Here is a 20,875-nt window from a genome sequence, read left to right as displayed (position 1 = left end):
ACGTCTTGCCGTGGTCAACGTGGCCAATCGTGCCAATGTTGACGTGCGGCTTGTTGCGCTCAAACTTACTCTTTCCCATTTGAATGCTTCCTGTGAACGAAATGGTGGCCCCGGCGAACCGGTTTAGTGCCGCCGTTTAAGGCTTTCGGCGACATTGCGCAAGACTTAATTGCAGACGCCAAACTTGGCCTGACAGCGCATATGGGAGACAATTCGCCTCCTGCAAGGCGATTCGCCAAAGCCCCCTCGAAAATCGCTGAAATCTTAGAGAAAATCGCATTGACCGCCGGAGACGCACCATAGACGTTCGGCGTCGAGCGCCCTTCCCTGCCAGCCGATAACCGCAATCATCAGCTTCTCAGGCGGCGCCGGAGACATCTAGGGACGACCGCTGCAGCGGTCATATGAAGTAGCGTAACGGAAACTGGAGCGGGTAGCGGGAATCGAACCCGCGTATTCAGCTTGGAAGGCTGCTGCTCTACCATTGAGCTATACCCGCGGGGTGGTCCGATCCGATGACGAATGGTGGAGAGAGTTGGATTTGAACCAACGTAGGCTGAGCCAACGGATTTACAGTCCGTCCCCTTTAACCACTCGGGCATCTCTCCAGTTTCGTCCGGATCGCAAGACCAAGTTCGTCAGACTTCGAAGCGTTGCCGCCCGTCGTCTGCGCCGCGTATATGACCGGAGCATTTCAGTCTGTCAACACGATGACAACGGAAAAAACACGAAAAATTTCATTCGCCACCGAAAGCCGGCATATGAAAGAAAGCCTATGCGGCAGCGAGCGCCATGGCTATAAAGCTGCATGAGCAAAGACAACAAATCCGGCGGCAAGACCGCGACAGACCCATCCGCCAAGGATACGCATTACGCCACTCTGCGGCGCGCCCACCGTGACGCCAAGCGCGAACGCGGCGAGATTCCGACACCTCAGCCGCAGAAGCGCAAGCGCGGCGGCGAGGACTGGAAGCCGCCAACGCTGGCGCCCGACCAAGTGCATCTCTATGGTCTGCATACGGTGCGTGCAGCGCTCGACAATCCCGAGCGCAAGAAGATCAAGCTGTTCGTGACGCAGAATGCACTGGCGCGCCTCGAAGTCGACGTCGAGGCGCTCGGCATTCCCTTCGAGATCGTCTCGCCGCAGGAGATCGACAAGGTGCTCGGCCCGGAGGCGATCCATCAGGGCGTGATGCTGGAAACACGGCCGCTTCCGGTGCGCCGGCTCGAAGCGCTGAAGGAAAGCCCTCTCCTGCTCGTCCTCGATCAGGTGACCGATCCGCACAATGTCGGCGCGATCATGCGCTCGGCCGTCGCCTTCAATGCGGGAGCGGTCATCACCACCCAGAGACATAGCCCGACCGAATCGGGCGTGCTCGCCAAGTCCGCCTCCGGCGCGCTGGAACTGATACCTTATATACAGGTCACCAATCTCGCCGATGCGCTCGGTGAATTGCACAAGCTCGGTTTCTCCACCATCGGCCTCGATTCGGAAGGGCCGGCGCCACTCGAAGGCACCTTCTCGGGCGAGAAAGTGGCGCTCGTGCTCGGCTCCGAGGGCAAGGGACTTCGGCAGAAGACGCGGGAAACCGTCAACGCACTTGCCCGTCTCGACATGCCGGGCTCGATCAAATCGCTCAACGTCTCGAATGCAGCGGCAATCGCGCTTTATGCGGCGCGGATCCACCTAAAGGCATAGGCTGGCCCGCAGGCAGTCATTCAAAGTGCTACAACGTCCTTTGCGCGTCTGAAAAGGCGCGTGACGCTGTCGTCGCGGCAATAGGGGAATTGTCATGATCCGTTTTATTCCCACGCTCGCGGCTCTGGAAGGCGGCAGGCCGCTTTCGCTCGTCCGCCGCTGCCGCAGTCCGGCTCCGATGCCAGAAAAATCCACTTTTGCCTTGGAATGACACCCCGGAGCACTATGATCGGCCAATGATTGGTCACAGCGACCCACTCAGAAGCAAGAAGGAACGATCCCTATCATGGCCATTCGACCGCTGATTTTCGGTATCCTCTTCATCGCGGTCTTCGTCGTGATTATCCTCAGCATCATCTGGGTGGACACGTCGCACCCCGTCCACCAGCCCGATCCCCTGTCACCGATAGTGCCCGGCCCCGCGACGCCGGGACCGGTGCAATAATTCTGGCAGGAACGCGGACGGAGATCAGGATCGAGGCGGCGTCAACGAGCCCGTCACTCATTAAAGTAACGGCCCGGATGATCCGGGCCGTTATCGTCAGCTGCGGTAGAGCCAGAACGGCATGCCGCGATCGCGATCGCGCCACTCGCGGCGCTCCTGCCAACGCTCGGCACGCCACCGCCGCCAATGACGGCGATCATCGCGCCAGTCGGACCGGCGCCAATCGCGCTCATGGCGCCAACCACGATCGTCACGGTCGCGATCACGTCGCCAGCCATCACGAATTTGAACGATTTCGCCCTCAGTCGACACCGCCGGCCGCTCGGCCGGCATGGCGGCCGCCGGTGCAACGGACGCGAAAGCCGCACCGACGGAAATGGTTGCGGCAAGAAAGAGATGTGCGAGCTTCATGGCTGTTTCCTCATTGATGATGAGGCGAAGATAGGCGGGCGCGGCTGAATTGGCGCTGAAGCAGCCCTTCACGCGCGGTTCATCAAACGATATGAACCTTCTGAAAAGTCTGCCGGTGCGATTGAGCCAAACAGCATCGAACCCAGACTATGGGGTAGCAGACGGTATTGTGGGGAAAAGATGGTGGCCGGATCATTCTCGAACCAGTCCGCCTTCGTTCCTGACGGAACTACGACGCGACAGCCTCCGCTTAGCTGCTCTCTTCGACTCGCCGAGCCGAAGCTCACAGAGCGTAGGCTGGTGCCCCCGCCAGGGTTCGAACCCGGGACCCCCTGATTACAAATCAGGTGCTCTACCAACTGAGCTACAAGGGCGTTAGTTGCCCCAACTAGCAGATTCTATAATTCTGTAAAGGGAAAATCCGTGTCTGCGCGGACAACTCGGCTGCAGCTCAAAACGCTTCGCGATAGAAAACGTCCTTGTCGCGCAAGGCCTTTATCCTTTAGCTAGGGCAGCATCATAAAGGGCATTGCATGGGCCGTTCATTTCAGACGCTTTCCTTTCTCGCCTCACCAACGACGGAGGCGCTTGCCGCGCGCGAGGAGTTGATTGGCATCTATGGCGACGTACCGGCTGACGAAGCCGACGTCATCGTCGCGCTCGGCGGCGACGGTTTCATGCTGCAGACGCTGCACAACACCATGAATTCCGGCAAGCTGGTTTACGGCATGAATCGCGGCTCGGTCGGCTTCCTAATGAACGATTATCGGACCGACCGGCTTCAAGAGCGAATCTGCGTCGCCGTCGAAAACGTCTTTCGGCCATTGCAGATGACGACGGCCAACGCCGACGGCACCAACTCGACGGCGCTCGCCATCAACGAAGTCTATCTTTTTCGCCAGTCCTATCAGGCCGCTAACCTGAGGGTCATGGTGGACGGGCGCGTCCGGCTGGAGGAACTGATCTGCGACGGGCTGATGGTGGCGACACCTGCCGGATCGACGGCTTATAATCTTTCCGCCCATGGCCCGATCCTGCCGCTCGAGGCGCCGCTGCTCGCAATGACGCCGGTCAGCGCTTTCAGGCCGCGGCGCTGGAGGGGCGCTCTGCTGCCGAACAAGGTGACGGTCGATATCGACATTCTCGAGCCTGAGAAGCGGCCGGTCAACGCAGTGGCCGACAATACCGAGGTCAAGTCGGTGCTGCATATCCGCATCGCCCAGTCGGAGCATGTGACGGCGCGCATTCTTTCTGATCCCGACCGCTCCTGGTCCGACCGTATTCTCGCCGAGCAGTTCAAGGATTGAGACGATGGCAATGCGACGGATATTGATGACCAGCCTCCTGCTTGCGGGATGGAGCGTCACAGCGGAGGCCGCGCCGGCGCAGGATGCCCTCCTGCCGGCAGCGGTGATTTTCGCGACCAGCACCGGTTATTGGGAGGACGACGGCAACGCACCTAATGTCGAGCGGGCGCCGACGGGCGCCGAGAGCGTTGCTAACCCCGAAGAAGAAGGGACGCAGCGCCACGGCTACTACAAGCTCTTTGCCGTGCGCCAGCCGGACAGGACCTCGAAGGTCTATCTGCAGCAGATTGCCCAGACCGAGACCGGCCCGGCGATCGCCTCGACCATCGAGCTGCAGGAGTTCAGCGACCTGAAGCCTTACGTGACCGATATCCGCCCCGAAAATTCGAACGGCATCATCAAGCAGCCGGGGCTCTTCGCCACAGTCTATCTGAAGACCGACCCTGCCGCGGAGCCAGATGGCTGGACCGTGCTGATCGACGAATTCGGCGACATCACCGTCGAGAAGGCGACGAATTGAACGGCTGGGAATTGTTCAGAGGGGCATCCAAGCGATGAAACTGGGCTTTCGCGACGGCGTCCTCTGCGACGAGAACAGGTCGAGCTGGGACGCCGCCGGCCCCAGACCCATCAGTTGGTCCCTCTGGTACCCCGCCGCCGACGACGCGCAAAGCGACGTCCCGGAAAGAAGCTGGTTCCAGAAGGCGGCCGTCGCCCGCGATGCACCCATCCGGCCGGAGGCCAGGCCCTATCCCCTCGTCCTGTTGTCGCATGGCACCGGCGGCTCCGCGGCCGGACTGGAGTGGCTGGCGCGACGCCTGGTCGATCGCGGATTTGCAGCGCTCGGCGTCAGCCATCACGGCAATACCGGCATCGAGCCCTACCGCGCTGAAGGCTTTGCCTGCCTTTGGGAGCGGGCGCCGGATCTAAGCTACATGCTCGACCATTGCGATGCGTGGCTCAGCGATCTCTCAGGCCATATCGATACGAACAACGTCTTCGCAGCCGGATTTTCGGCCGGAGCCTATAGTGTGATGCTGCTGCTTGGCGCTGTCGCCCAGTTCTCGCAGTTCGAACCGTCCAGGATGAAGCCGGGTGGCGCGCGCGGACCGAGGGAATTTCCCGACCTTGCCGATCATATCCCGGCATTGCTGCGCACCAGCGATGTGTTTCGCGATTCGTGGTCCCGGATGTCGGAGTCTTACCGAGACGACAGAATCAAGGCCGCACTCATCTGCGCGCCGGGCCGGTCCGTTCTCGGCTTCAGCGAGGAAAGCCTGAAAGCCGTCGATGCGCCTGCCTTTATCCTGGTCGGTGATGCCGACCGGGCGTCACCGGCCGAAGAATGTTCGTCGTGGCTGCATGCGCGACTGCGGCGCGGCGCTCTTAGAATCTTCGGCGGCGGCCTTGGGCACTATGTCTTCGTGCCAGAGGGCACAGCGCTCGGCCTCGCCTTTGCGGCGGAACTCTTTACCGATCCCCCGGGCATTGAGCGCGCAGCCATTCATGACGAGATTGCCGATCTGTCGGCAGCACTGTTTCAAGACAGCGGCATTACAGCGCCGCGCGTCTTTTCAGAGGCGCAAAGGACGCTGTAACATTTTGAATTGCTGCATAATGGTTTGAGCAAAAGGAAAGCCCCGTCGGGGCTTTCCAACTCATCCATCGTCAATCCGATCAGTCGACATCCTCGACAACCGCGTCGGCGGCGCCGCTGATGCGGTGAGCGAGTGCTGCTTCCATGAACTCGTTCAGGTCGCCGTCGAGAACGTCATCCGGCGCGCTGCTGGCGACGCCGGTGCGCAGGTCCTTGACCATCTGATAGGGCTGCAACACATAGGAGCGAATCTGGTGGCCCCAGCCGATCTCCGTCTTGGAAGCGGCTTCGGCGCTGGCGGCGTCCTCGCGCTTCTTCAGTTCGGCTTCATACATGCGGGCACGCAGCATGTCCCAGGCCTTGGCGCGGTTCTTGTGCTGCGAGCGCTCCTGCTGGCACTGCACGACGATGCCGGTGGGGATATGCGTGATGCGCACGGCCGAGTCGGTGGTGTTGACGTGCTGGCCGCCAGCACCCGACGAACGATAGGTATCGATGCGGCAGTCGCTTTCGTTGATCTCGATCTGGATCGAGTCGTCGACAACCGGATAGACCCAGATCGACGAGAAGGAGGTGTGGCGACGCGCATTGCTGTCGTAGGGCGAGATGCGCACCAGTCGGTGCACGCCCGATTCCGTCTTCAGCCAGCCATAGGCATTGTGGCCCTTGACGAGCAGGGTCGCGGACTTGATGCCCGCCTCTTCGCCGTCATGGACTTCGAGAAGCTCGACCTTGAAGCGCTGGCGTTCGGCCCAGCGGGTGTACATGCGCAAAAGCATGTTCGCCCAGTCCTGGCTTTCGGTGCCGCCGGCGCCGGAATGGACTTCGAGATAGGTGTCGTTGCCATCGGCTTCGCCAGAGAGCATGGCTTCCACCTGACGGCGCCCGGCCTCGGCCTTCAAGGCCTTCAGCGTGTCTTCGGCTTCCTTGACGACGCTCTGGTCGCCCTCTTCCTCGCCAAGCTCGATCAGCTCGATATTGTCGTTCAGCTGCTGCTCGAGCTGCTTGACGCCGTTGATGCCGTCATCGAGTTGCTGGCGTTCGCGCATCAGCTTCTGCGCTTCGGAAGCGTCGTTCCAGAGGTTCGGATCCTCTGCCTTGTTGTTCAACCAGTCCAGCCGTCTTATCGCCTGGTCCCAGTCAAAGATGCCTCCTCAGCAGGGTGATAGCCTGCTTGGTTTCATCGACCACGTTTTCGATTTCCGCTCGCATTTTCCTGCTTCTCTGTCTCGGTCTTCTTCAGGTGCTGGTGAGATAGCGCATTTCCGTTTTTCTCCGAGCCACGGAGATGCTCTATCTTTTTGGTTTCGCGCAATTCCCTGGGAAAGTCGCTTTGCGCTTTTCTCGGCAAAACCGCTATGCACTTTTGCTGGAATTGCTCTAGAGACGCCCACCGCGGATGTAAAGGGCCGCGGCGGGCATACAAAATTCAGGTCTCGGTCAGAACAGGCCGGGCGTGCCGGTCTGGACAGCCTGGTTTGCCTGCGGCGACGTTTTCAGGATTTCCTCCGGCGCCATGGTGCTGTCCATTCCGATGACGGAGAAGCTGTCGGCCGGGCCGGTTCCGGGCTTGAAGGCCTCGATGATGGTGTTCGGATCGCCGTCGACGGCGGCCATGCCGGTCTTGCGGTCGATCGGGATCAGGTTCATGCCTGATGGAATGACGAATTTCGATTCCGGCGTGTCCTTGACAGCCACCTGCATAAATTCGTTGAAGATCGGGGCGGAGAGACCGCCGCCGGTGCCGCCGCGGCCGAGCGGGCCCGGCGTATCGAAGCCCATATAGAGGCCTGCGACCAAATCCGGCGTGAAGCCGACGAACCAGGCATCCTTCTCGTCGTTGGTGGTGCCGGTCTTTCCGGCGACGTCGCGACCGCCGAGATCGATCTTGCCGGCAGCGGTGCCGCGCTGGATGACGCCCTGCATCATCGACGTGATCTGGTAGGCGGTCATCGGATCGAGAACGGTTTCGCGATTGTCGACGACATTCGGCTCTTCCTGGTTCTGCCAGTCGCCGGCATTACAGCCCTCGCACAGACGCTCCTCATGCTTGAAGATCGTCTTGCCGTAGCGGTCCTGGATGCGGTCGATCAATGTCGGCTTGATCTGCTTGCCGCCATTGGCGATGACCGAATAGGCCGAGACCATGCGCAGCACTGTCGTGTCGCCGGCGCCGAGCGACATGGAAAGAACCGGCAGCATGTGATCGTAGATGCCGAAGCGCTCGGCATATTCGGCGACGATGTTCATGCCGAGATCGTTGGCGAGGCGCACCGTCATCAGATTGCGCGAATGCTCGATGCCCGAACGCAGCGTCGACGGGCCGCCGGATTCGCCGCCGTAGTTCTCCGGCCTCCAGACTTGGCCGCCCGAGACGATTTCGATCGGCGCGTCCATGATGACCGAAGCCGGCGTATAACCATTGTCCATCGCCGCCGCGTAGACGAAAGGCTTGAACGAGGAACCCGGCTGGCGCATCGCCTGGGTGGCGCGGTTGAATTCGGACTGGGCATAGGAGAAGCCGCCGACCATGGCGAGCACGCGGCCGGTCTTCGGATCCATGGCGACCAGGCCACCCTGCACCTTCGGCGGCTGCTGCAGGCGATAGGAGGTCGACGCGTCGTCACCGAGCTTTGCGACATAGACAACGTCACCGGGGGACACGGCGCCGACCGGCGATTTCGTGGTCTTGCGGGCGCCGTCGGACGAACGGAAGGCCCACTGCATGTTCTTGGCGTCGATCGTGCCGCGCTGGCGATCGGCTGCAACCTTGCCGCTTCCATCCTTGGCCGGCTGCAGGCCGATGTCGACGGTCGACTCGGATACGGCGAGCACGACGGCGAGCCGCCATTCCGGCACGTCGGACAGTGTGGGAATATCGGCAAGCGCCTTGCCCCAATCACCGCTGGCATCGATCTGCTTGATCGGGCCGTGGAAACCGCGGCGCTCATCATAGGTGACCAGACCGTCCTGCAGCGCCTTGCGGGCAGCGAGCTGCATCTGCGGATCGAGCGACGTGCGCACCGAAAGGCCGCCCTCATAGAGGACCTTTTCGCCGTACTGGTCGATCAGCTGGCGGCGCACGGCTTCGGCGAAATAATCCGAAGCAAAGAGCGAAGGGCCGGTGGTGCGGGCGGTGACGCCGAGCGGCTGCTTCTTGGCTTCCTGGCCGTCGCTCTGGCTGACATAGCCGTTCTCGACCATGCGGTCGATCACCCAGTTGCGACGCTCGAGTGCAGCTTCCGGATGGCGGAACGGATGATAATTGGCAGGACCCTTCGGCAGCGATGCCAGATAGGCGGCTTCGGCGACGGTCAGTTCGGTGACGGATTTGTTGAAATAGGTGAGTGCTGCGCCGGCGATGCCATAGGAATTCAGACCGAAGAAGATCTCGTTCAGGTAGAGTTCGAGGATCTTGTCCTTGCTATAGGCCTGCTCGATACGGAAGGAGAGGATCGCTTCCTTGATCTTGCGGTCGATCGTCTGGTCCGAGCTCAAAAGGAAGTTCTTGGCCACCTGCTGGGTGATTGTGGAGGCGCCGACCGGGCGGCGGCCGGAACCGAAATTCTGCAGGTTGACGAGGATTGCGCGGCCGAGACCGGTCAGATCGACGCCCGGATGATTGTAGAAGTTCTTGTCTTCGGCCGACAGGAAAGCCGCCTTCACACGGTCGGGAACCGCCTGGATCGGCAGGAAGAGACGCTTTTCCTTGGCATACTCGGCCATCAAAGCGCCGTTGCCGGCATGGACGCGGGTCGTCACCGGCGGCGCATAGCTGTTCAGAACGGCATAGTCCGGAAGATCCTTCGCGACATTGGCGAGATAAATGGCAATACCCGCCGCCGCGACCAGAAACAGGACGCAGGCCATTCCGAAGAAATATCCAAAAAGTCTAACCATATTTCAGCTACCGGTCATTTCGATCTTCAATCGGCGCAGACGCAACGATTGCAAAGATCAAGGCAATTTGCACGTTGCGCGGCTTACTCCATGAGCGCTACCGCCACAAGCCGATTCCGCGCCTCAGGCTGCGAAACATAAGCCGGAGTAACGGCGCGAATGTGAGCAAAATAGGGCTGTCTGCGCCGCATTCACCGCTGCGGCGGCGTTTCATTAGAACTGTCACATCCAAGCAACGCCCGCTCCCGCCGCCAATCTGAGGTATCTTGCTCAGAATTTGATTCATGCGGCGCACTTAAATCTTTGTTTTTATGTATGTTTGTTTTCAGGTGGGCCGCCGTGCCGCAACCGCTACAGATTTTTAGGCGGCGGCCGTCAGCCGCCATTCGCCATGACGGCGGCGCGGTATCGCTTCACTGCGTCGGTCAAGAGACCGGCGATCTTGCCGCGCCAGCCCTCGTCGAGCAGCAATTTCTCGTCCTCGGCATTCGAGAGGAACCCGATTTCGAGAAGGATCGACGGCACGTCGGGGGCCTGCAGCACGCGGAAGCCGGCATGACGGTGCGGATTGTTGATGGTGCCGACCTGATCCTTGAAAGAATTCAACACACTCTCGGCCAGCGAGATGGAGAAAGCCTGGGTCTCGCGCCGCGTCAGATCGAGCAGGATGTCGGCGACCTCGGGCGGCTCGGCGACCGTCTCCTTGCCGGCGATCTGATCCGATAGGTTTTCACGTTCGGCAAGGTCGGCGGCGAGCTTGTCGGATGCCTTGTCGGAGATCGTGTAGACGGTCGCGCCGCGGATATCCTTCTGCTTCAGCGTATCGGCATGCAGCGAAATGAAGAGGCCGGCATGGTTCTGGCGGGCGATCAGCACACGCTGCGAAAGCGACAGGAACTCGTCGTCCTCGCGCGTCAGGAAAGCCTTGATGCCCGGTTCCTTGTTCAGCCGTTCGGTGAAGGCCTTGGCGAAGGCGAGCGTCACCTGTTTTTCCTCGGTCTTGGTGTCGACGCCGATCGCGCCGGTGTCGATGCCGCCATGGCCGGCGTCGACGGCGATGACGAAATCGCCGGGAGCAGCCTTTTGCGGTGCCGGAATGGCGCTTGTCGTCTGAGCCGCCTCAGTCCGATCGCTCCAGGATTGCGTCTTCACCAGTTCGGCAAAGGCCTTCTTGTCGATCATCTCCGCATCGAGCACCAGGCGATGGCCGTTGCCCGTCTCATCGGCCTGCACCTTGGCAAGCGCCAGCTTCACCGGCCCTGCCGTCGTCAGCACGATGCGGGCGCTCTCTTCGTCCATCTTGCCGTAGCGGATATCCTTGAACAGGCCGCGGGCGGCAAGATCCTTCGCCGGAAACCCGAAGGCGGTCGCCGGCAAGTCAACGACGATGCGTTCCGGATTGGCGATATAGTGGACGGAGAAACGCGGCTCGCGATCGAAATCGATGACGATGCGGGTCCTTGCGTCGTCGCCGACGATGCGCGCGCCATAGGCAAGCAGCGGATCCCTGGCCTCGACAGAGCTGGCCGGCAGGAGACTAGCAGTCAAAAGCGCCGCCAGAACCCGCCTTGCGAATGTCGATCGCCGCGCTGCGGATTTCGCCGCGATCCGAGCCCTCTTAAACAATAAACCGCCACACCCTATCTGTATTGCGAGGGACCCGACGCGGCTGCGGCCAACGTCCTGTGACGAAACACCCGCTGCAGCCTGCCGAATCGCGATCACTTTATCCCAGCTTGTATGCGTTGCGAAATCCATCAATATTATGGCACATTTGGCTTTCCCCTTGCTATTGTGACACGGAAAACATACAACGAATTTCAGGGTAAAGTGTTGACGGGATAGAGTCGCCGCAAAGGCTGCCAGCCAGATCAGGACCTGGCGCCACACCGGTCATCGTCCGCCGTCTCATGCGCTTCATCCCTAGAACTCGATCCTGATTTTCCGGCTTATTGTCGGAATTCATTGGTGGATCAGCCACCACGCTCTCAGGGAGCAAACTCATCGGACCCGAACGGGTCTTCGTATTTGTCGATCACGCTTGGTTGTTGATGGTTTCGCAGCAGGTTTTATCTGAAGTGTACAGGCCCCGGACCGAAATGGTTCCGGCTGCGGTCTGGCTGCTGCCCTCCCCCTCGCATCAGGCGCGACTTTCATTATCCGGCGCGGCCACAGTGGACCGCATTCTTTCTGTCTCAACAGCAGTCGGGAATGCGCTCTCGCGGCCACGCCGAGGAGCACAGCTTACATGGCAGACAAAATGCTTATCGATGCGTCTCACGAGGAAGAGACGCGCGTCGTTGTCGTTCGCGGGAACCGCATAGAAGAATTTGACTTCGAGTCCCAGCACAAGAAGCAGATCCGCGGCAACATCTATCTTGCAAAGGTAACGAGGGTCGAACCCTCGCTGCAGGCCGCTTTCGTCGATTACGGCGGCAACCGGCACGGCTTCCTGGCCTTCGCCGAAATCCATCCCGACTATTATCAGATACCGCTTGCCGACCGTCAGGCACTGCTTCGGGCCGAGGCCGAGGAGCATCGCCGCGACGAAGATGTCGAGCATGTCGAAACCGCACCGATGGTCGATCTTTCCAAACAGGATCAGCCGGATGTCGGCATCGTTCCGGCAGAGGCGCCGGAAACGGCTGCCGTAACGGAAGAGACCGCAGCGGTAGAGGCCGCGGCACAGGCCACCGAGGAAGCGCCGGCCAAGAAGGCAAGGCCGCGCCGCAGCCGCAAGAAGGTCGTCGAACCGGTTGTCGAAACGACCGCGACCGAGGATGCTGTTCCCACAGACGTCGAAGCCGAAGGCGCTTCGAGCGTCGACAATGAGGATGACGGTTCGACCGGCGGCGCGATGGCTGCGATGGTGGAAACCGACTCGATTTCCGAGGACGTCGATACCAGCAAGCGTCGCCACGATGACGACGACGACGATGACGATCACGGCGAAGAGGAAGTCATCGAATCCGTCGGCGCCGAAGACGCGATGGAAGAAGTGCCGGACCGCGTGCAGCGCAAGCCGCGCAAGCAGTACCGCATTCAGGAAGTCATCAAGCGCCGCCAGATCCTGCTCGTGCAGGTCGCCAAGGAAGAGCGCGGCAACAAGGGTGCAGCCCTTACCACCTATCTCTCGCTCGCCGGCCGCTATTCGGTGCTGATGCCGAACACGGCGCGCGGCGGCGGCATTTCCCGCAAGATCACCAACCCTGCCGACCGCAAGCGCCTGAAGGAAATTGCGCGCCTGCTCGAGGTGCCGCAGGGCATGGGCGTCATCCTTCGCACCGCCGGTGCCAACCGCACCAAGGTCGAGGTCAAGCGCGACTTTGAATATCTGATGCGCCTCTGGGAGAATGTGCGCACGCTGACGCTGGCGTCCACCGCTCCCTGCCTCGTCTATGAGGAAGGCTCGCTGATCAAGCGTTCGATCCGCGACCTCTACAACAAGGATATCAGCGAAGTCATCGTTTCCGGCGAAGAAGGCTATCGTGAAGCGAAAGACTTCATGAAGATGCTGATGCCGAGCCATGCCAAGGTGGTTCAGCCCTACCGCGACATCCATCCGATCTTTTCGCGTTCCGGCATCGAGGCTCAGCTCGACCGCATGCTGCAGCCGCAGGTGACGCTGAAGTCCGGCGGCTACTTGATCATGAACCAGACCGAAGCGCTGGTCTCGATCGACGTCAACTCCGGCCGCTCGACCCGCGAACATTCGATCGAGGACACCGCGCTACAGACGAACCTTGAGGCTGCAGACGAAGTCGCCCGCCAGCTTCGCCTTCGCGACCTTGCCGGCCTGATCGTCATCGACTTCATCGACATGGAAGAGAAGCGCAACAACCGCGCTGTCGAGAAGAAGCTGAAGGAATGCCTGAAGAACGACCGCGCCCGCATCCAGGTCGGCCGGATCTCGCATTTCGGCCTGCTCGAAATGTCGCGCCAGCGCATCCGCGCTTCGGTTCTCGAATCGACCACGCAGGTCTGCTCGCATTGCGGCGGCAGCGGCCATGTGCGTTCGCAGTCCTCCGTCGCCCTGCATGTCCTGCGCGGCATCGAGGAATATCTGCTGAAGAACACCACGCACAACATCACCGTGCGCACAACGCCTGACATCGCTCTCTACCTGCTCAACCACAAGCGCCAGACGATCGTCGATTATGAGAGCCGCTTCGGCGTCGCGATCATCATCGATGCTGACGGCTCGGTCGGCGCGCAACATTTCGCGATCGATCGCGGCGAGCCGGTGGAAAACCCGGTCAAGATCGAAACCCTCTTCAACTTCGCAGCCATTCCCGAGGATGATGACGACGATATCGTCATCGAAGTGGATGAGGAGGAAGACGAGGAACTCGAGGAAAAGCCGGCCGTCGCCGAGCGGCCCGTCGCGGCCCGCGCGGAAGGCGAAGCTGACGGCAACCGCAAGCGCAAGCGCCGCAGGCGCCGCCGCGGCCGCAACGGCAATGCCGAACAGCCGGTATCAGCAGGCGAAGCCGGCGACGAGGATGAGGAAGGCGACGACGAGGGCGGCGAAGGTGATGAAAACACCGAGGCCACGCCCGAGACACGCGCTGAAAGCGAGGAATCGCAGCGCCGCAAGCGCCGCCGTCGCGGCAAGCGTGGCGGCCGCCGCAATCGCGCCGAGGATGGCTCCGAACTGACAGCTGGCGAAGCCGGTGAAGACAATGGCGACGACGAGGACGAAGGCGACGACGTTTCGAACGACGGCGCTCCGAGCGAAGCCGTAGCGGTCGAGGCGATTGCCGAACAGGCCGACGAAGGCCAGGCCGCGATGGCAGCCGTCGAGAGCGCGCCTGTCATAACCGAAGAGGTAAAGCCCGCCCGCGCCCGCGGCCGTCGTAAACCGGCCGCAGCGCCGGTCGAGGAACCGGTTGCAGAGACGGCCCCTGTGGCCGAGGCCGAACCGGAATTGGTGGAAGCCTCCGCCGATCTCGAAACATCAGTTCAGGAAGAAGCAAAGCCGGTTCGCGCCAACCGCGAATCCAACATCTCCTCCTCCGAGCCAACGGTGAAATCCACCCGCGTCGAGAATGGCGAAGGCGATGACGGCAAGCCGAAGAAAGCCGGCTGGTGGCAGCGCCGTGGCTTCTTTTGAACGCTGATTTTCGGACGTAAACATTGATATCCGGCCGCGGCGACGCGGCCGGATTTTCGTTTATGGTGACGGCATCGTCGCCGAGCTTGAACCGCCGTGGCGTGGATGTATATCTTCTACGATGATCCCATATGGGGCGCGATCATGCGGACGAATATCGATATCGATGATGCCTTGCTCGACGCGGCAATGACCGCCGCGGGATTGGCGACGAAAAAGGCCACTGTCGAGCAGGCTTTGCGAACCCTTGTCGAGAAGCACCGGCGGAAAAATGCGATCGCAGATCTCGCGGGGATCGGCTGGGAAGGCGACCTCGACGAGATACGTCATGACCGGTCGGACGATACAAGGTGATCGTCGTCGACAGTTCGATCCGATGGCCGAGCGTCTCGGCCTTGAGATCGCCTGACCCTGCTTGCGATCAGGCGGCCGGGGGATAGAGCAGGTCGACGATGTAGCTGGCGTCGAAGCGGGAATCGAGCATGCCGTAGGTGGAGCGCCAGCCGCCGGCAAGACGCGTCTCGATGAAGGCATCGGCAATGCGCCCTGCCCCCAGCCGATAGAGTTCGGCGGCACCGGCGGCGAGCGCCAACTGCTCGACGAGCAGGCGCGCGGCGCCCTCATCCTGTTCGCACAGCGCGATTGCGGCGCGCAGCACGTCGATGGTCTTCTTGCCGGCGGGGCCGAGATCGCGGGCAAGGCCGGCAAAGACCGTTTCGAACAGATCCTTGCCGCGGTTCAGCACGCGCAGCACGTCGAGCGCCATGACGTTGCCGGAGCCTTCCCAGATGGCGTTGACGGGAGCCTCGCGGTAATGGCGGGCGATCGGGCGCTCTTCGATGTAGCCATTGCCGCCGATGCATTCCATAGCCTCATAGATCAGCGCGGGCGCAATTTTGCAGCACCAGTATTTGGCGACCGGCGTCATGACACGGGCATAGGCCGCTTCCTCGGCATTGCCGCGCGCCTTGTCGAAGGCGTCGGCAAGACGGAAGGACAGTGCCGTCGCGGCGGCAACATCGAGCGCCATGTCGGCGAGCACGCGCGTCATGATCGGCTGGTTGACGAGCATCTTGCCGAAGACGCTGCGGCCGCGGGTGTGGTGCACGGCTTCGGCGAGCGAGGCGCGCATCATGCCTGACGAGGCCAGCGCGCAGTCGAGCCGAGTCAGCGTCACCATGTCGAGGATGGTGCGGATGCCGGCATCCGGACCACCGAGCAGGAAACCGAACGTGTCTGTAAACTCGACCTCGGAAGAGGCGTTGGAGCGGTTGCCGACCTTGTCCTTCAGCCGCTGGAATTGCAGTCCGTTGGCGGAACCATCCTCCAGAAGGCGCGGCACGAGAAAGCAGCCCATGCCCTCCTTCGTCTGCGCCAACATAATGAAGGCATCGCTCATCGGCGCCGACATGAACCATTTGTGCCCGGACAGCCGGTAGATGCCCTCGCTGACCTTTTCGGCAGCGCTCCTGTTGGCGCGCACATCCGTGCCACCCTGCTTTTCTGTCATACCCATGCCGATGGTCACGGCGGATTTCTGCATGGCGGGCTTGTTCGACGAATCATATTTGCGCGAGAGAATTTTGGGCGCCCAGTCCTTCTGGACCGCGGGCGAGGCCGAGAGTGCCGCAACGGAGGCGCTCGTCATCGTCAGCGGGCAGAGATGGCCGGATTCCAGCTGCGATGTCAGATAAAACCGCGCGGCGCGAACCTTATGGGCCTCATCCTTGGCCTCGGTATCAGCCTGGGGATCCCAGACGGAGGAATGCAGGCCGACCGACATGGAGCGGCGCATCAGCGCATGCCAGGCGGGGTGAAACTCGACGACGTCGACGCGTTCACCGCGCGGACCGTGGGTGCGCAGCTGCGGCGCGCCCTGGTTCGCCATGCGCGCCATCTCCTGCGCCTCCGGCGAGGTGACGTAGCGGCCCATGTTTTCCAGGTCTTCGCGGATGCCGCGCGGCAAAGCCGCGGTCAGATCGACGATCAGCGGATCGGATCGATAGGCGTTGATGCCGGACCACAGGCTCGGCTGGTTGAGTTCTGCGAGTTTGTCGTCAGTCCGGTTGGCGGAGGTCATAATTCGCTTCTAGTGTAAGAACCCGACAAAGGGAAACCGGAAGTTATGATTCGGTTCATTCTGCTCTATCGGAATTCGGGCGAAAATGCATGGGGACATAAGCCTTTGCCCACAGCACATGCTTGCCCCGGCGGGCAGCACTCTTTATAGACCCGCCAGAGACAGCAAGAGGCAGGGTCATGGTCTTTTTCCCCCACCGCCACCTCATCGGCATCAAGGGCCTCACCGAGCAGGATATCACCTATCTTCTCGACAAGGCGGACGAGGCCGTCAAGATCAGCCGGCAGAGAGAAAAGAAGACGTCGACGCTGCGCGGACTGACGCAGATAAACCTCTTTTTCGAGGCATCGACTCGCACGCAGGCCTCCTTCGAGCTTGCCGGCAAGCGGCTCGGCGCCGACGTCATGAACATGTCGGTCGGCAATTCCTCGGTGAAGAAAGGCGAAACGCTGATCGATACGGCGATGACGCTGAATGCGATGCGCCCCGACGTGCTGGTGATCCGGCATTCCAGCGCGGGTGCCGCCGCCCTTCTCGCCCAGAAGGTCTCCTGCTCGGTCGTCAATGCCGGCGACGGGCAGCACGAACATCCGACCCAGGCACTGCTCGACGCGCTGACGATCCGTCGAGCCAAGGGCAAGCTTTCGCGCATCATCGTGGCGATCTGCGGCGACGTGCTGCATTCGCGCGTGGCGCGCTCCAATATCCTGCTGCTCAATGCGATGGGCGCCCGCGTGCGTGTCGTCGCGCCCGCGACCCTCCTGCCGGCCGGCATCGCCGAGATGGGCGTCGAGGTCTTCCATTCGATGAAGGAAGGGCTGAAGGACGCCGACGTGGTGATGATGCTGCGGCTGCAGCGCGAGCGCATGTCCGGCGCCTTCGTACCTTCGGTGCGCGAATATTATCACTTCTACGGGCTCGACGCCGAAACGCTGAAGGCGGCCAAGGAGGATGCGCTGGTCATGCATCCCGGCCCGATGAACCGCGGCGTCGAAATCGCTTCGGAAGTGGCGGACGGACCGCAGAGCGTCATCGCCGAACAGGTGGAAATGGGGGTCGCGGTGCGCATGGCCGTCATGGAGACGCTGCTCGTCTCGCAGAACCAGGGTCCCCGAAGCGATGGAATGATGGCATGAGCAACCCGATCGTCCTCAAAAACGTCCGTATCATCGACCCGTCGCGCAATTTCGACGAGATCGGGACGATCATTGCCGAAGACGGCGTGATTCTCGCCGCCGGCCACAAGGCGCAGAACCAGGGCGCGCCTGATGGCGCAGTCATCTGCGACTGCACGGGCCTTGTGGCGACGCCTGGCCTCGTCGATGCGCGCGTCCATGTCGGCGAACCCGGCGGCGAACACCGCGAGACGATAGCCTCGGCGAGCCGGGCGGCAGCCGCCGGCGGCGTCACCTCGATCATCATGATGCCGGACACCGATCCCATCATCGACGACATCGCGCTCGTCGAATTTGTCAAGAAGACGGCGCGGGATACGGCCGCCGTCAACGTCTATCCGGCAGCCGCCATCACCAAGGGACTTGCCGGCGAGGAGATGACGGAGATCGGCCTGCTGATGCAGGCGGGCGCCGTCGCCTTCACCGATGCCCATTCCAGCGTCCACGACACACAGGTGCTGCGCCGGATCATGACTTATGCGCGCGAATTCGGCGCCGTCGTCTGCTGCGAGACGCGCGACAAATATCTCGGCGCCAACGGCGTCATGCATGAGGGGCTTTTTGCCAGCTGGCTCGGGCTTTCCGGCATTCCAAAAGAAGCCGAGCTCATCCCGCTCGAACGCGATTTGAGGATCGCGCAGCTGACGCGTGGCCGTTATCACGCCGCGATGATCTCGGTGCCGGAATCCGTCGAGGCGATCGAACGCGCCCGCAACCGCGGCGCCAAGGTGACCTGCGGCATCTCGATCAACAATCTGGCGCTCAACGAAAACGACATCGGCGAATACCGCACCTTCTTCAAGCTCTATCCGCCGCTGCGTCCGGAAGACGACCGGGTGGCGATGGTCGACGCCCTTGCGAGCGGCGCGATCGATATCATCGTCTCCTCGCACGACCCCCAGGACGTCGATACGAAGCGTCTGCCTTTCGGCGAGGCGGAGGACGGCGCGATCGGCCTCGAAACCATGCTGGCGGCAGCGCTCAGGCTTCACCATAGCGGCCAGGTGAGCCTGATGCGCCTGATCGACGCCATGTCGACCCGCCCCGCTCAGATTTTCGGCCTGAATGCCGGCACGCTGAAGCCGGGCGCTGCGGCCGATATCGCGCTGATCGATCTCGATGAGCCTTGGCTTGTCGCCAAAGACATGCTTCTCTCCCGCTCGAAGAATACGCCGTTCGAGGATGCGCGCTTCAGTGGGCGGGCGGTCGCGACATACGTCTCGGGAAAGCTTGTCCACGCAATTTAGAACCGACACGATCGCCGTCCATCCCCCAGCGGGAGAAGGCTGACTCGAGGATAGGCCACGGAGAGGCTGAGGGGGCATATGTTATCCAATCTCATGTCATGGCAGATCACGCTGCCGATCGCGCTTGCCGCCGCCGTTATCGGCTATCTCTTCGGCTCGATCCCGTTCGGCCTGATCCTCACGCGCGCCGCCGGCCTCGGCGACGTGCGCAGCATCGGCTCCGGCAATATCGGTGCGACCAATGTGCTGAGAACAGGAAACCGGACGCTCGCCGCGGCGACGCTGCTGCTCGATGCGCTGAAGGCATCGGCGGCAGCCTGGGTCGTCGGCTATTTACTCGGTGAGGAAGCCGCGATCATCGCCGGCTTCTTCGCCTTTATCGGCCATCTTTTCCCGGTGTGGATCGGCTTCAAGGGCGGCAAGGGTGTCGCCACCTATATCGGCACGCTGCTCGGCGTTGCCCCGATCATGGTCGTGCTCTTCGCCGCCGTTTGGCTGGCGGTCGCTTTCACCACCCGCTACTCCTCACTGTCGGCGCTGGTTGCCATGCTTGTCATTCCAGTTGCACTGTGGATATTGGGCAATGAAAAGGTTGCAGCTGTCATGGCGATCATGACCCTCATCTCCTACTGGAAGCATAGAGCGAATATTTCGCGCCTGATGGGCGGGACGGAAAGCAAGATCGGGGCAAAGGGATAATGGATGCGCTAAGCGCCGGACCGAAAGGCGTCGTGCTGACCGAGCGGCAAAGAATTGCCTGGCTGCGCCTCATCCGTTCCGACAATATCGGCCCTGCCACCTTTCGTGACCTCATCAATCATTTCGGTTCGGCCGAGGCAGCACTTGCCGCATTGCCGGAGCTTTCGGCGCGCGGCGGCGCGACACGGGCAATCCGCATCGCCAGCGAGGCCGAGGCGCATCGGGAGCTGGAGGCGGCACGTCGCTTCGGCGCCCGCTTCGTCGGCATCGGTGAACCGGACTATCCGCAAGCGCTGAAGCAGATCGACGGCGCGCCGCCGCTTCTGGCCGTCAAGGGCGCGCTGGCCGCTGCCAAACGACCGGCCGTCGGTATCGTCGGCTCGCGCAACGCCTCGATCGCAGGCGCGAAATTCGCAGCGATGGTGGCGCGTGACTGCGGCCGGGCGGGTTACACCGTGGTCTCCGGCCTGGCGCGCGGCATCGACACATCAGCCCATCGGGCAAGCCTCGACACGGGCACGATCGCAGCACTCGCCGGCGGCCTCGACCAACCCTACCCGCCAGAGAATATCGGCCTGCTCGAAGAGATAACCGGTGGCAATGGCCTGGCGGTGAGCGAGATGCCCTTCGGCTGGGAACCCCGCGCCCGCGACTTCCCACGCCGAAACCGGCTGATCGCCGGCATCGGGCTCGGCCTCGTCGTCATCGAAGCGGCGACGCGTTCGGGCTCGCTGATCACGGCGCGGCTTGCCGGCGAGTTCGGCCGCCTGGTGTTTGCCGTGCCCGGCTCGCCGCTCGATCCGCGCTGCCATGGCACCAACGGCCTGCTGAAGGACGGCGCTTCGATCGTCACCGCGCCCGCCGATGTCATCGAGGCCCTGGCGCCGCTTGCGCAATTCGACCTGTTCCCATCGTCGATGGCGGAGAAACCGGCACCTGACGGCAAGGCAATGTCGGTGCCGCCAGGCGATTCCGATCGAAACCGCATCATCGATGCGCTCGGGCCGACGCCGGTCGAGATCGACGACGTCATCCGCCATACCGGCCTGTCGGCATCCGCGGTCTATCTCATCCTTCTGGAACTCGATATATCAGGCAGGCTGCACCGGCATCAGGGCGGTCTCGTCTCGCTTTCCGATTGAACCTGGGTACGACATCAGGCGGCGGCTTTGCGAATTGCCGAACCGTGAGTCGAAAACCTT

The 20,875-nt window shown here is 61.9% G+C and carries 16 protein-coding genes, 3 tRNA genes and 1 pseudogene; 11 read left to right on the top strand and 9 right to left on the bottom strand.

Annotated features, from left to right (window positions below):
• From BS630_RS37630 to BS630_RS03535, 3 genes and pseudogenes are all read right to left on the bottom strand, one after another.
• Window positions 1-79: pseudogene (locus tag BS630_RS37630) on the bottom strand (GTP-binding protein); the annotation flags it as partial.
• 346 nt (window positions 80-425) lie between these two features.
• Window positions 426-499: transfer RNA gene (locus BS630_RS03540), tRNA-Gly, on the bottom strand.
• Window positions 500-523: 24 nt separating this feature from the next.
• A tRNA-Tyr gene (locus BS630_RS03535) sits at window positions 524-608 on the bottom strand.
• Window positions 609-808: 200 nt separating this feature from the next.
• On the opposite strand from BS630_RS03535, the gene rlmB reads away from it, so the two are divergent.
• On the top strand, window positions 809-1,699 hold the full coding sequence (gene rlmB, locus BS630_RS03530) for a 23S rRNA (guanosine(2251)-2'-O)-methyltransferase RlmB (RefSeq protein WP_017960032.1): 891 nt from the start codon (window positions 809-811) through the stop codon (window positions 1,697-1,699).
• Between the two features lie 286 nt (window positions 1,700-1,985).
• Entirely contained in the window at window positions 1,986-2,144 is a 159-nt protein-coding gene (locus BS630_RS37245; RefSeq protein WP_017960031.1) for a hypothetical protein, read from the top strand.
• Window positions 2,145-2,240: 96 nt separating this feature from the next.
• On the opposite strand, the gene BS630_RS03525 is transcribed toward BS630_RS37245, so the two are convergent.
• Together BS630_RS03525 and BS630_RS03520 are read right to left on the bottom strand one after the other, a co-directional pair.
• Window positions 2,241-2,627, bottom strand: a complete 387-nt coding sequence (locus BS630_RS03525; RefSeq protein WP_170269531.1) for a hypothetical protein — start codon at window positions 2,625-2,627, stop codon at window positions 2,241-2,243.
• A 226-nt stretch (window positions 2,628-2,853) separates the two neighbouring features.
• Window positions 2,854-2,929, bottom strand: a tRNA-Thr gene (locus tag BS630_RS03520).
• A 159-nt stretch (window positions 2,930-3,088) separates the two neighbouring features.
• Between BS630_RS03520 and BS630_RS03515 the strand changes: the two genes are divergently transcribed.
• From BS630_RS03515 to BS630_RS03505, 3 genes are read left to right on the top strand one after another with little or no spacing between them, the layout of a single operon-like run.
• Entirely contained in the window at window positions 3,089-3,862 is a 774-nt protein-coding gene (locus tag BS630_RS03515; RefSeq protein ID WP_025394132.1) for an NAD kinase, read from the top strand.
• 4 nt (window positions 3,863-3,866) lie between these two features.
• Entirely contained in the window at window positions 3,867-4,382 is a 516-nt protein-coding gene (locus tag BS630_RS03510; RefSeq protein ID WP_077976257.1) for a hypothetical protein, read from the top strand.
• Between the two features lie 34 nt (window positions 4,383-4,416).
• A complete protein-coding gene (locus BS630_RS03505; protein WP_077976256.1) occupies window positions 4,417-5,460 on the top strand; it encodes an alpha/beta hydrolase family protein in 1,044 nt (347 codons plus the stop codon).
• A gap of 79 nt (window positions 5,461-5,539) precedes the next feature.
• Here BS630_RS03505 and prfB read toward each other — a convergent pair.
• The 3 genes from prfB to BS630_RS03490 form a co-directional block, all read right to left on the bottom strand.
• Window positions 5,540-6,671 (bottom strand): peptide chain release factor 2 gene (prfB, locus tag BS630_RS03500; protein WP_128404385.1). Its coding sequence is split into 2 segments (ribosomal slippage): window positions 5,540-6,601 and window positions 6,603-6,671, totalling 1,131 coding nucleotides; the frame shifts between segments, so codons are not numbered across the junction.
• Window positions 6,672-6,899: 228 nt separating this feature from the next.
• Window positions 6,900-9,359: a penicillin-binding protein 1A gene (locus tag BS630_RS03495; protein ID WP_077976255.1), complete on the bottom strand. Its 2,460-nt coding sequence runs from the start codon at window positions 9,357-9,359 to the stop codon at window positions 6,900-6,902.
• Window positions 9,360-9,734: 375 nt separating this feature from the next.
• Entirely contained in the window at window positions 9,735-10,985 is a 1,251-nt protein-coding gene (locus BS630_RS03490; protein WP_077976254.1) for an N-acetylmuramoyl-L-alanine amidase, read from the bottom strand.
• Window positions 10,986-11,607: 622 nt separating this feature from the next.
• Here BS630_RS03490 and BS630_RS03485 point away from each other — a divergent pair.
• Together BS630_RS03485 and BS630_RS03480 are read left to right on the top strand one after the other, a co-directional pair.
• Window positions 11,608-14,472 (top strand): Rne/Rng family ribonuclease, encoded by a 2,865-nt coding sequence (locus tag BS630_RS03485; protein WP_077976253.1) that lies wholly within the window; start codon window positions 11,608-11,610, stop codon window positions 14,470-14,472.
• Window positions 14,473-14,616: 144 nt separating this feature from the next.
• Window positions 14,617-14,826 carry a type II toxin-antitoxin system VapB family antitoxin gene (locus tag BS630_RS03480; protein WP_077976298.1) on the top strand — a complete coding sequence of 70 codons (210 nt, stop codon included), beginning with the start codon at window positions 14,617-14,619 and terminating at the stop codon, window positions 14,824-14,826.
• A gap of 67 nt (window positions 14,827-14,893) precedes the next feature.
• On the opposite strand, the gene BS630_RS03475 is transcribed toward BS630_RS03480, so the two are convergent.
• Window positions 14,894-16,552, bottom strand: a complete 1,659-nt coding sequence (locus tag BS630_RS03475) for an acyl-CoA dehydrogenase family protein (RefSeq protein WP_028741374.1) — start codon at window positions 16,550-16,552, stop codon at window positions 14,894-14,896.
• Between the two features lie 179 nt (window positions 16,553-16,731).
• Here BS630_RS03475 and BS630_RS03470 point away from each other — a divergent pair, with 179 nt between their 5' ends.
• From BS630_RS03470 to dprA, 4 genes are all read left to right on the top strand, one after another.
• Window positions 16,732-17,688 (top strand): aspartate carbamoyltransferase catalytic subunit, encoded by a 957-nt coding sequence (locus BS630_RS03470; protein WP_007626148.1) that lies wholly within the window; start codon window positions 16,732-16,734, stop codon window positions 17,686-17,688.
• A complete protein-coding gene (locus BS630_RS03465; protein WP_077976252.1) occupies window positions 17,685-18,974 on the top strand; it encodes a dihydroorotase in 1,290 nt (429 codons plus the stop codon). Before BS630_RS03470 ends, BS630_RS03465 begins: the two co-directional genes overlap by 4 nt.
• Window positions 18,975-19,052: 78 nt before the next feature.
• Window positions 19,053-19,673 (top strand): glycerol-3-phosphate 1-O-acyltransferase PlsY, encoded by a 621-nt coding sequence (gene plsY, locus BS630_RS03460; RefSeq protein WP_077976251.1) that lies wholly within the window; start codon window positions 19,053-19,055, stop codon window positions 19,671-19,673.
• Entirely contained in the window at window positions 19,673-20,815 is a 1,143-nt protein-coding gene (gene dprA / locus BS630_RS03455) for a DNA-processing protein DprA (protein ID WP_077976250.1), read from the top strand. The genes plsY and dprA overlap by 1 nt, the downstream gene beginning before the upstream one ends.
• Window positions 20,816-20,875: the final 60 nt, after the last annotated feature.

The sequence above is a fragment of the Rhizobium laguerreae genome (assembly GCF_002008165.1).
Taxonomy (GTDB): Bacteria; Pseudomonadota; Alphaproteobacteria; order Rhizobiales; family Rhizobiaceae; genus Rhizobium; species Rhizobium laguerreae.
This window is presented reverse-complemented; position numbering and strand designations above follow the sequence as displayed.

Bases quoted from the DNA above. Each gene is read 5' to 3' on its own strand.
- BS630_RS03510 (WP_077976257.1), top strand. From the start codon at position 3,867: ATGGCAATGCGACGGATATTGATGACCAGCCTCCTGCTTGCGGGATGG.
- BS630_RS03505 (WP_077976256.1), top strand. From the start codon at position 4,417: ATGAAACTGGGCTTTCGCGACGGCGTCCTCTGCGACGAGAACAGGTCG.
- rlmB (WP_017960032.1), top strand. From the start codon at position 809: ATGAGCAAAGACAACAAATCCGGCGGCAAGACCGCGACAGACCCATCC.
- BS630_RS03515 (WP_025394132.1), top strand. From the start codon at position 3,089: ATGGGCCGTTCATTTCAGACGCTTTCCTTTCTCGCCTCACCAACGACG.
- BS630_RS03465 (WP_077976252.1), top strand. From the start codon at position 17,685: ATGAGCAACCCGATCGTCCTCAAAAACGTCCGTATCATCGACCCGTCG.
- BS630_RS03475 (WP_028741374.1), bottom strand. From the start codon at position 16,552: ATGACCTCCGCCAACCGGACTGACGACAAACTCGCAGAACTCAACCAG.
- plsY (WP_077976251.1), top strand. From the start codon at position 19,053: ATGTTATCCAATCTCATGTCATGGCAGATCACGCTGCCGATCGCGCTT.
- BS630_RS03480 (WP_077976298.1), top strand. From the start codon at position 14,617: ATGCGGACGAATATCGATATCGATGATGCCTTGCTCGACGCGGCAATG.
- BS630_RS37245 (WP_017960031.1), top strand. From the start codon at position 1,986: ATGGCCATTCGACCGCTGATTTTCGGTATCCTCTTCATCGCGGTCTTC.
- dprA (WP_077976250.1), top strand. From the start codon at position 19,673: ATGGATGCGCTAAGCGCCGGACCGAAAGGCGTCGTGCTGACCGAGCGG.
- BS630_RS03485 (WP_077976253.1), top strand. From the start codon at position 11,608: ATGGCAGACAAAATGCTTATCGATGCGTCTCACGAGGAAGAGACGCGC.
- BS630_RS03495 (WP_077976255.1), bottom strand. From the start codon at position 9,359: ATGGTTAGACTTTTTGGATATTTCTTCGGAATGGCCTGCGTCCTGTTT.
- BS630_RS03470 (WP_007626148.1), top strand. From the start codon at position 16,732: ATGGTCTTTTTCCCCCACCGCCACCTCATCGGCATCAAGGGCCTCACC.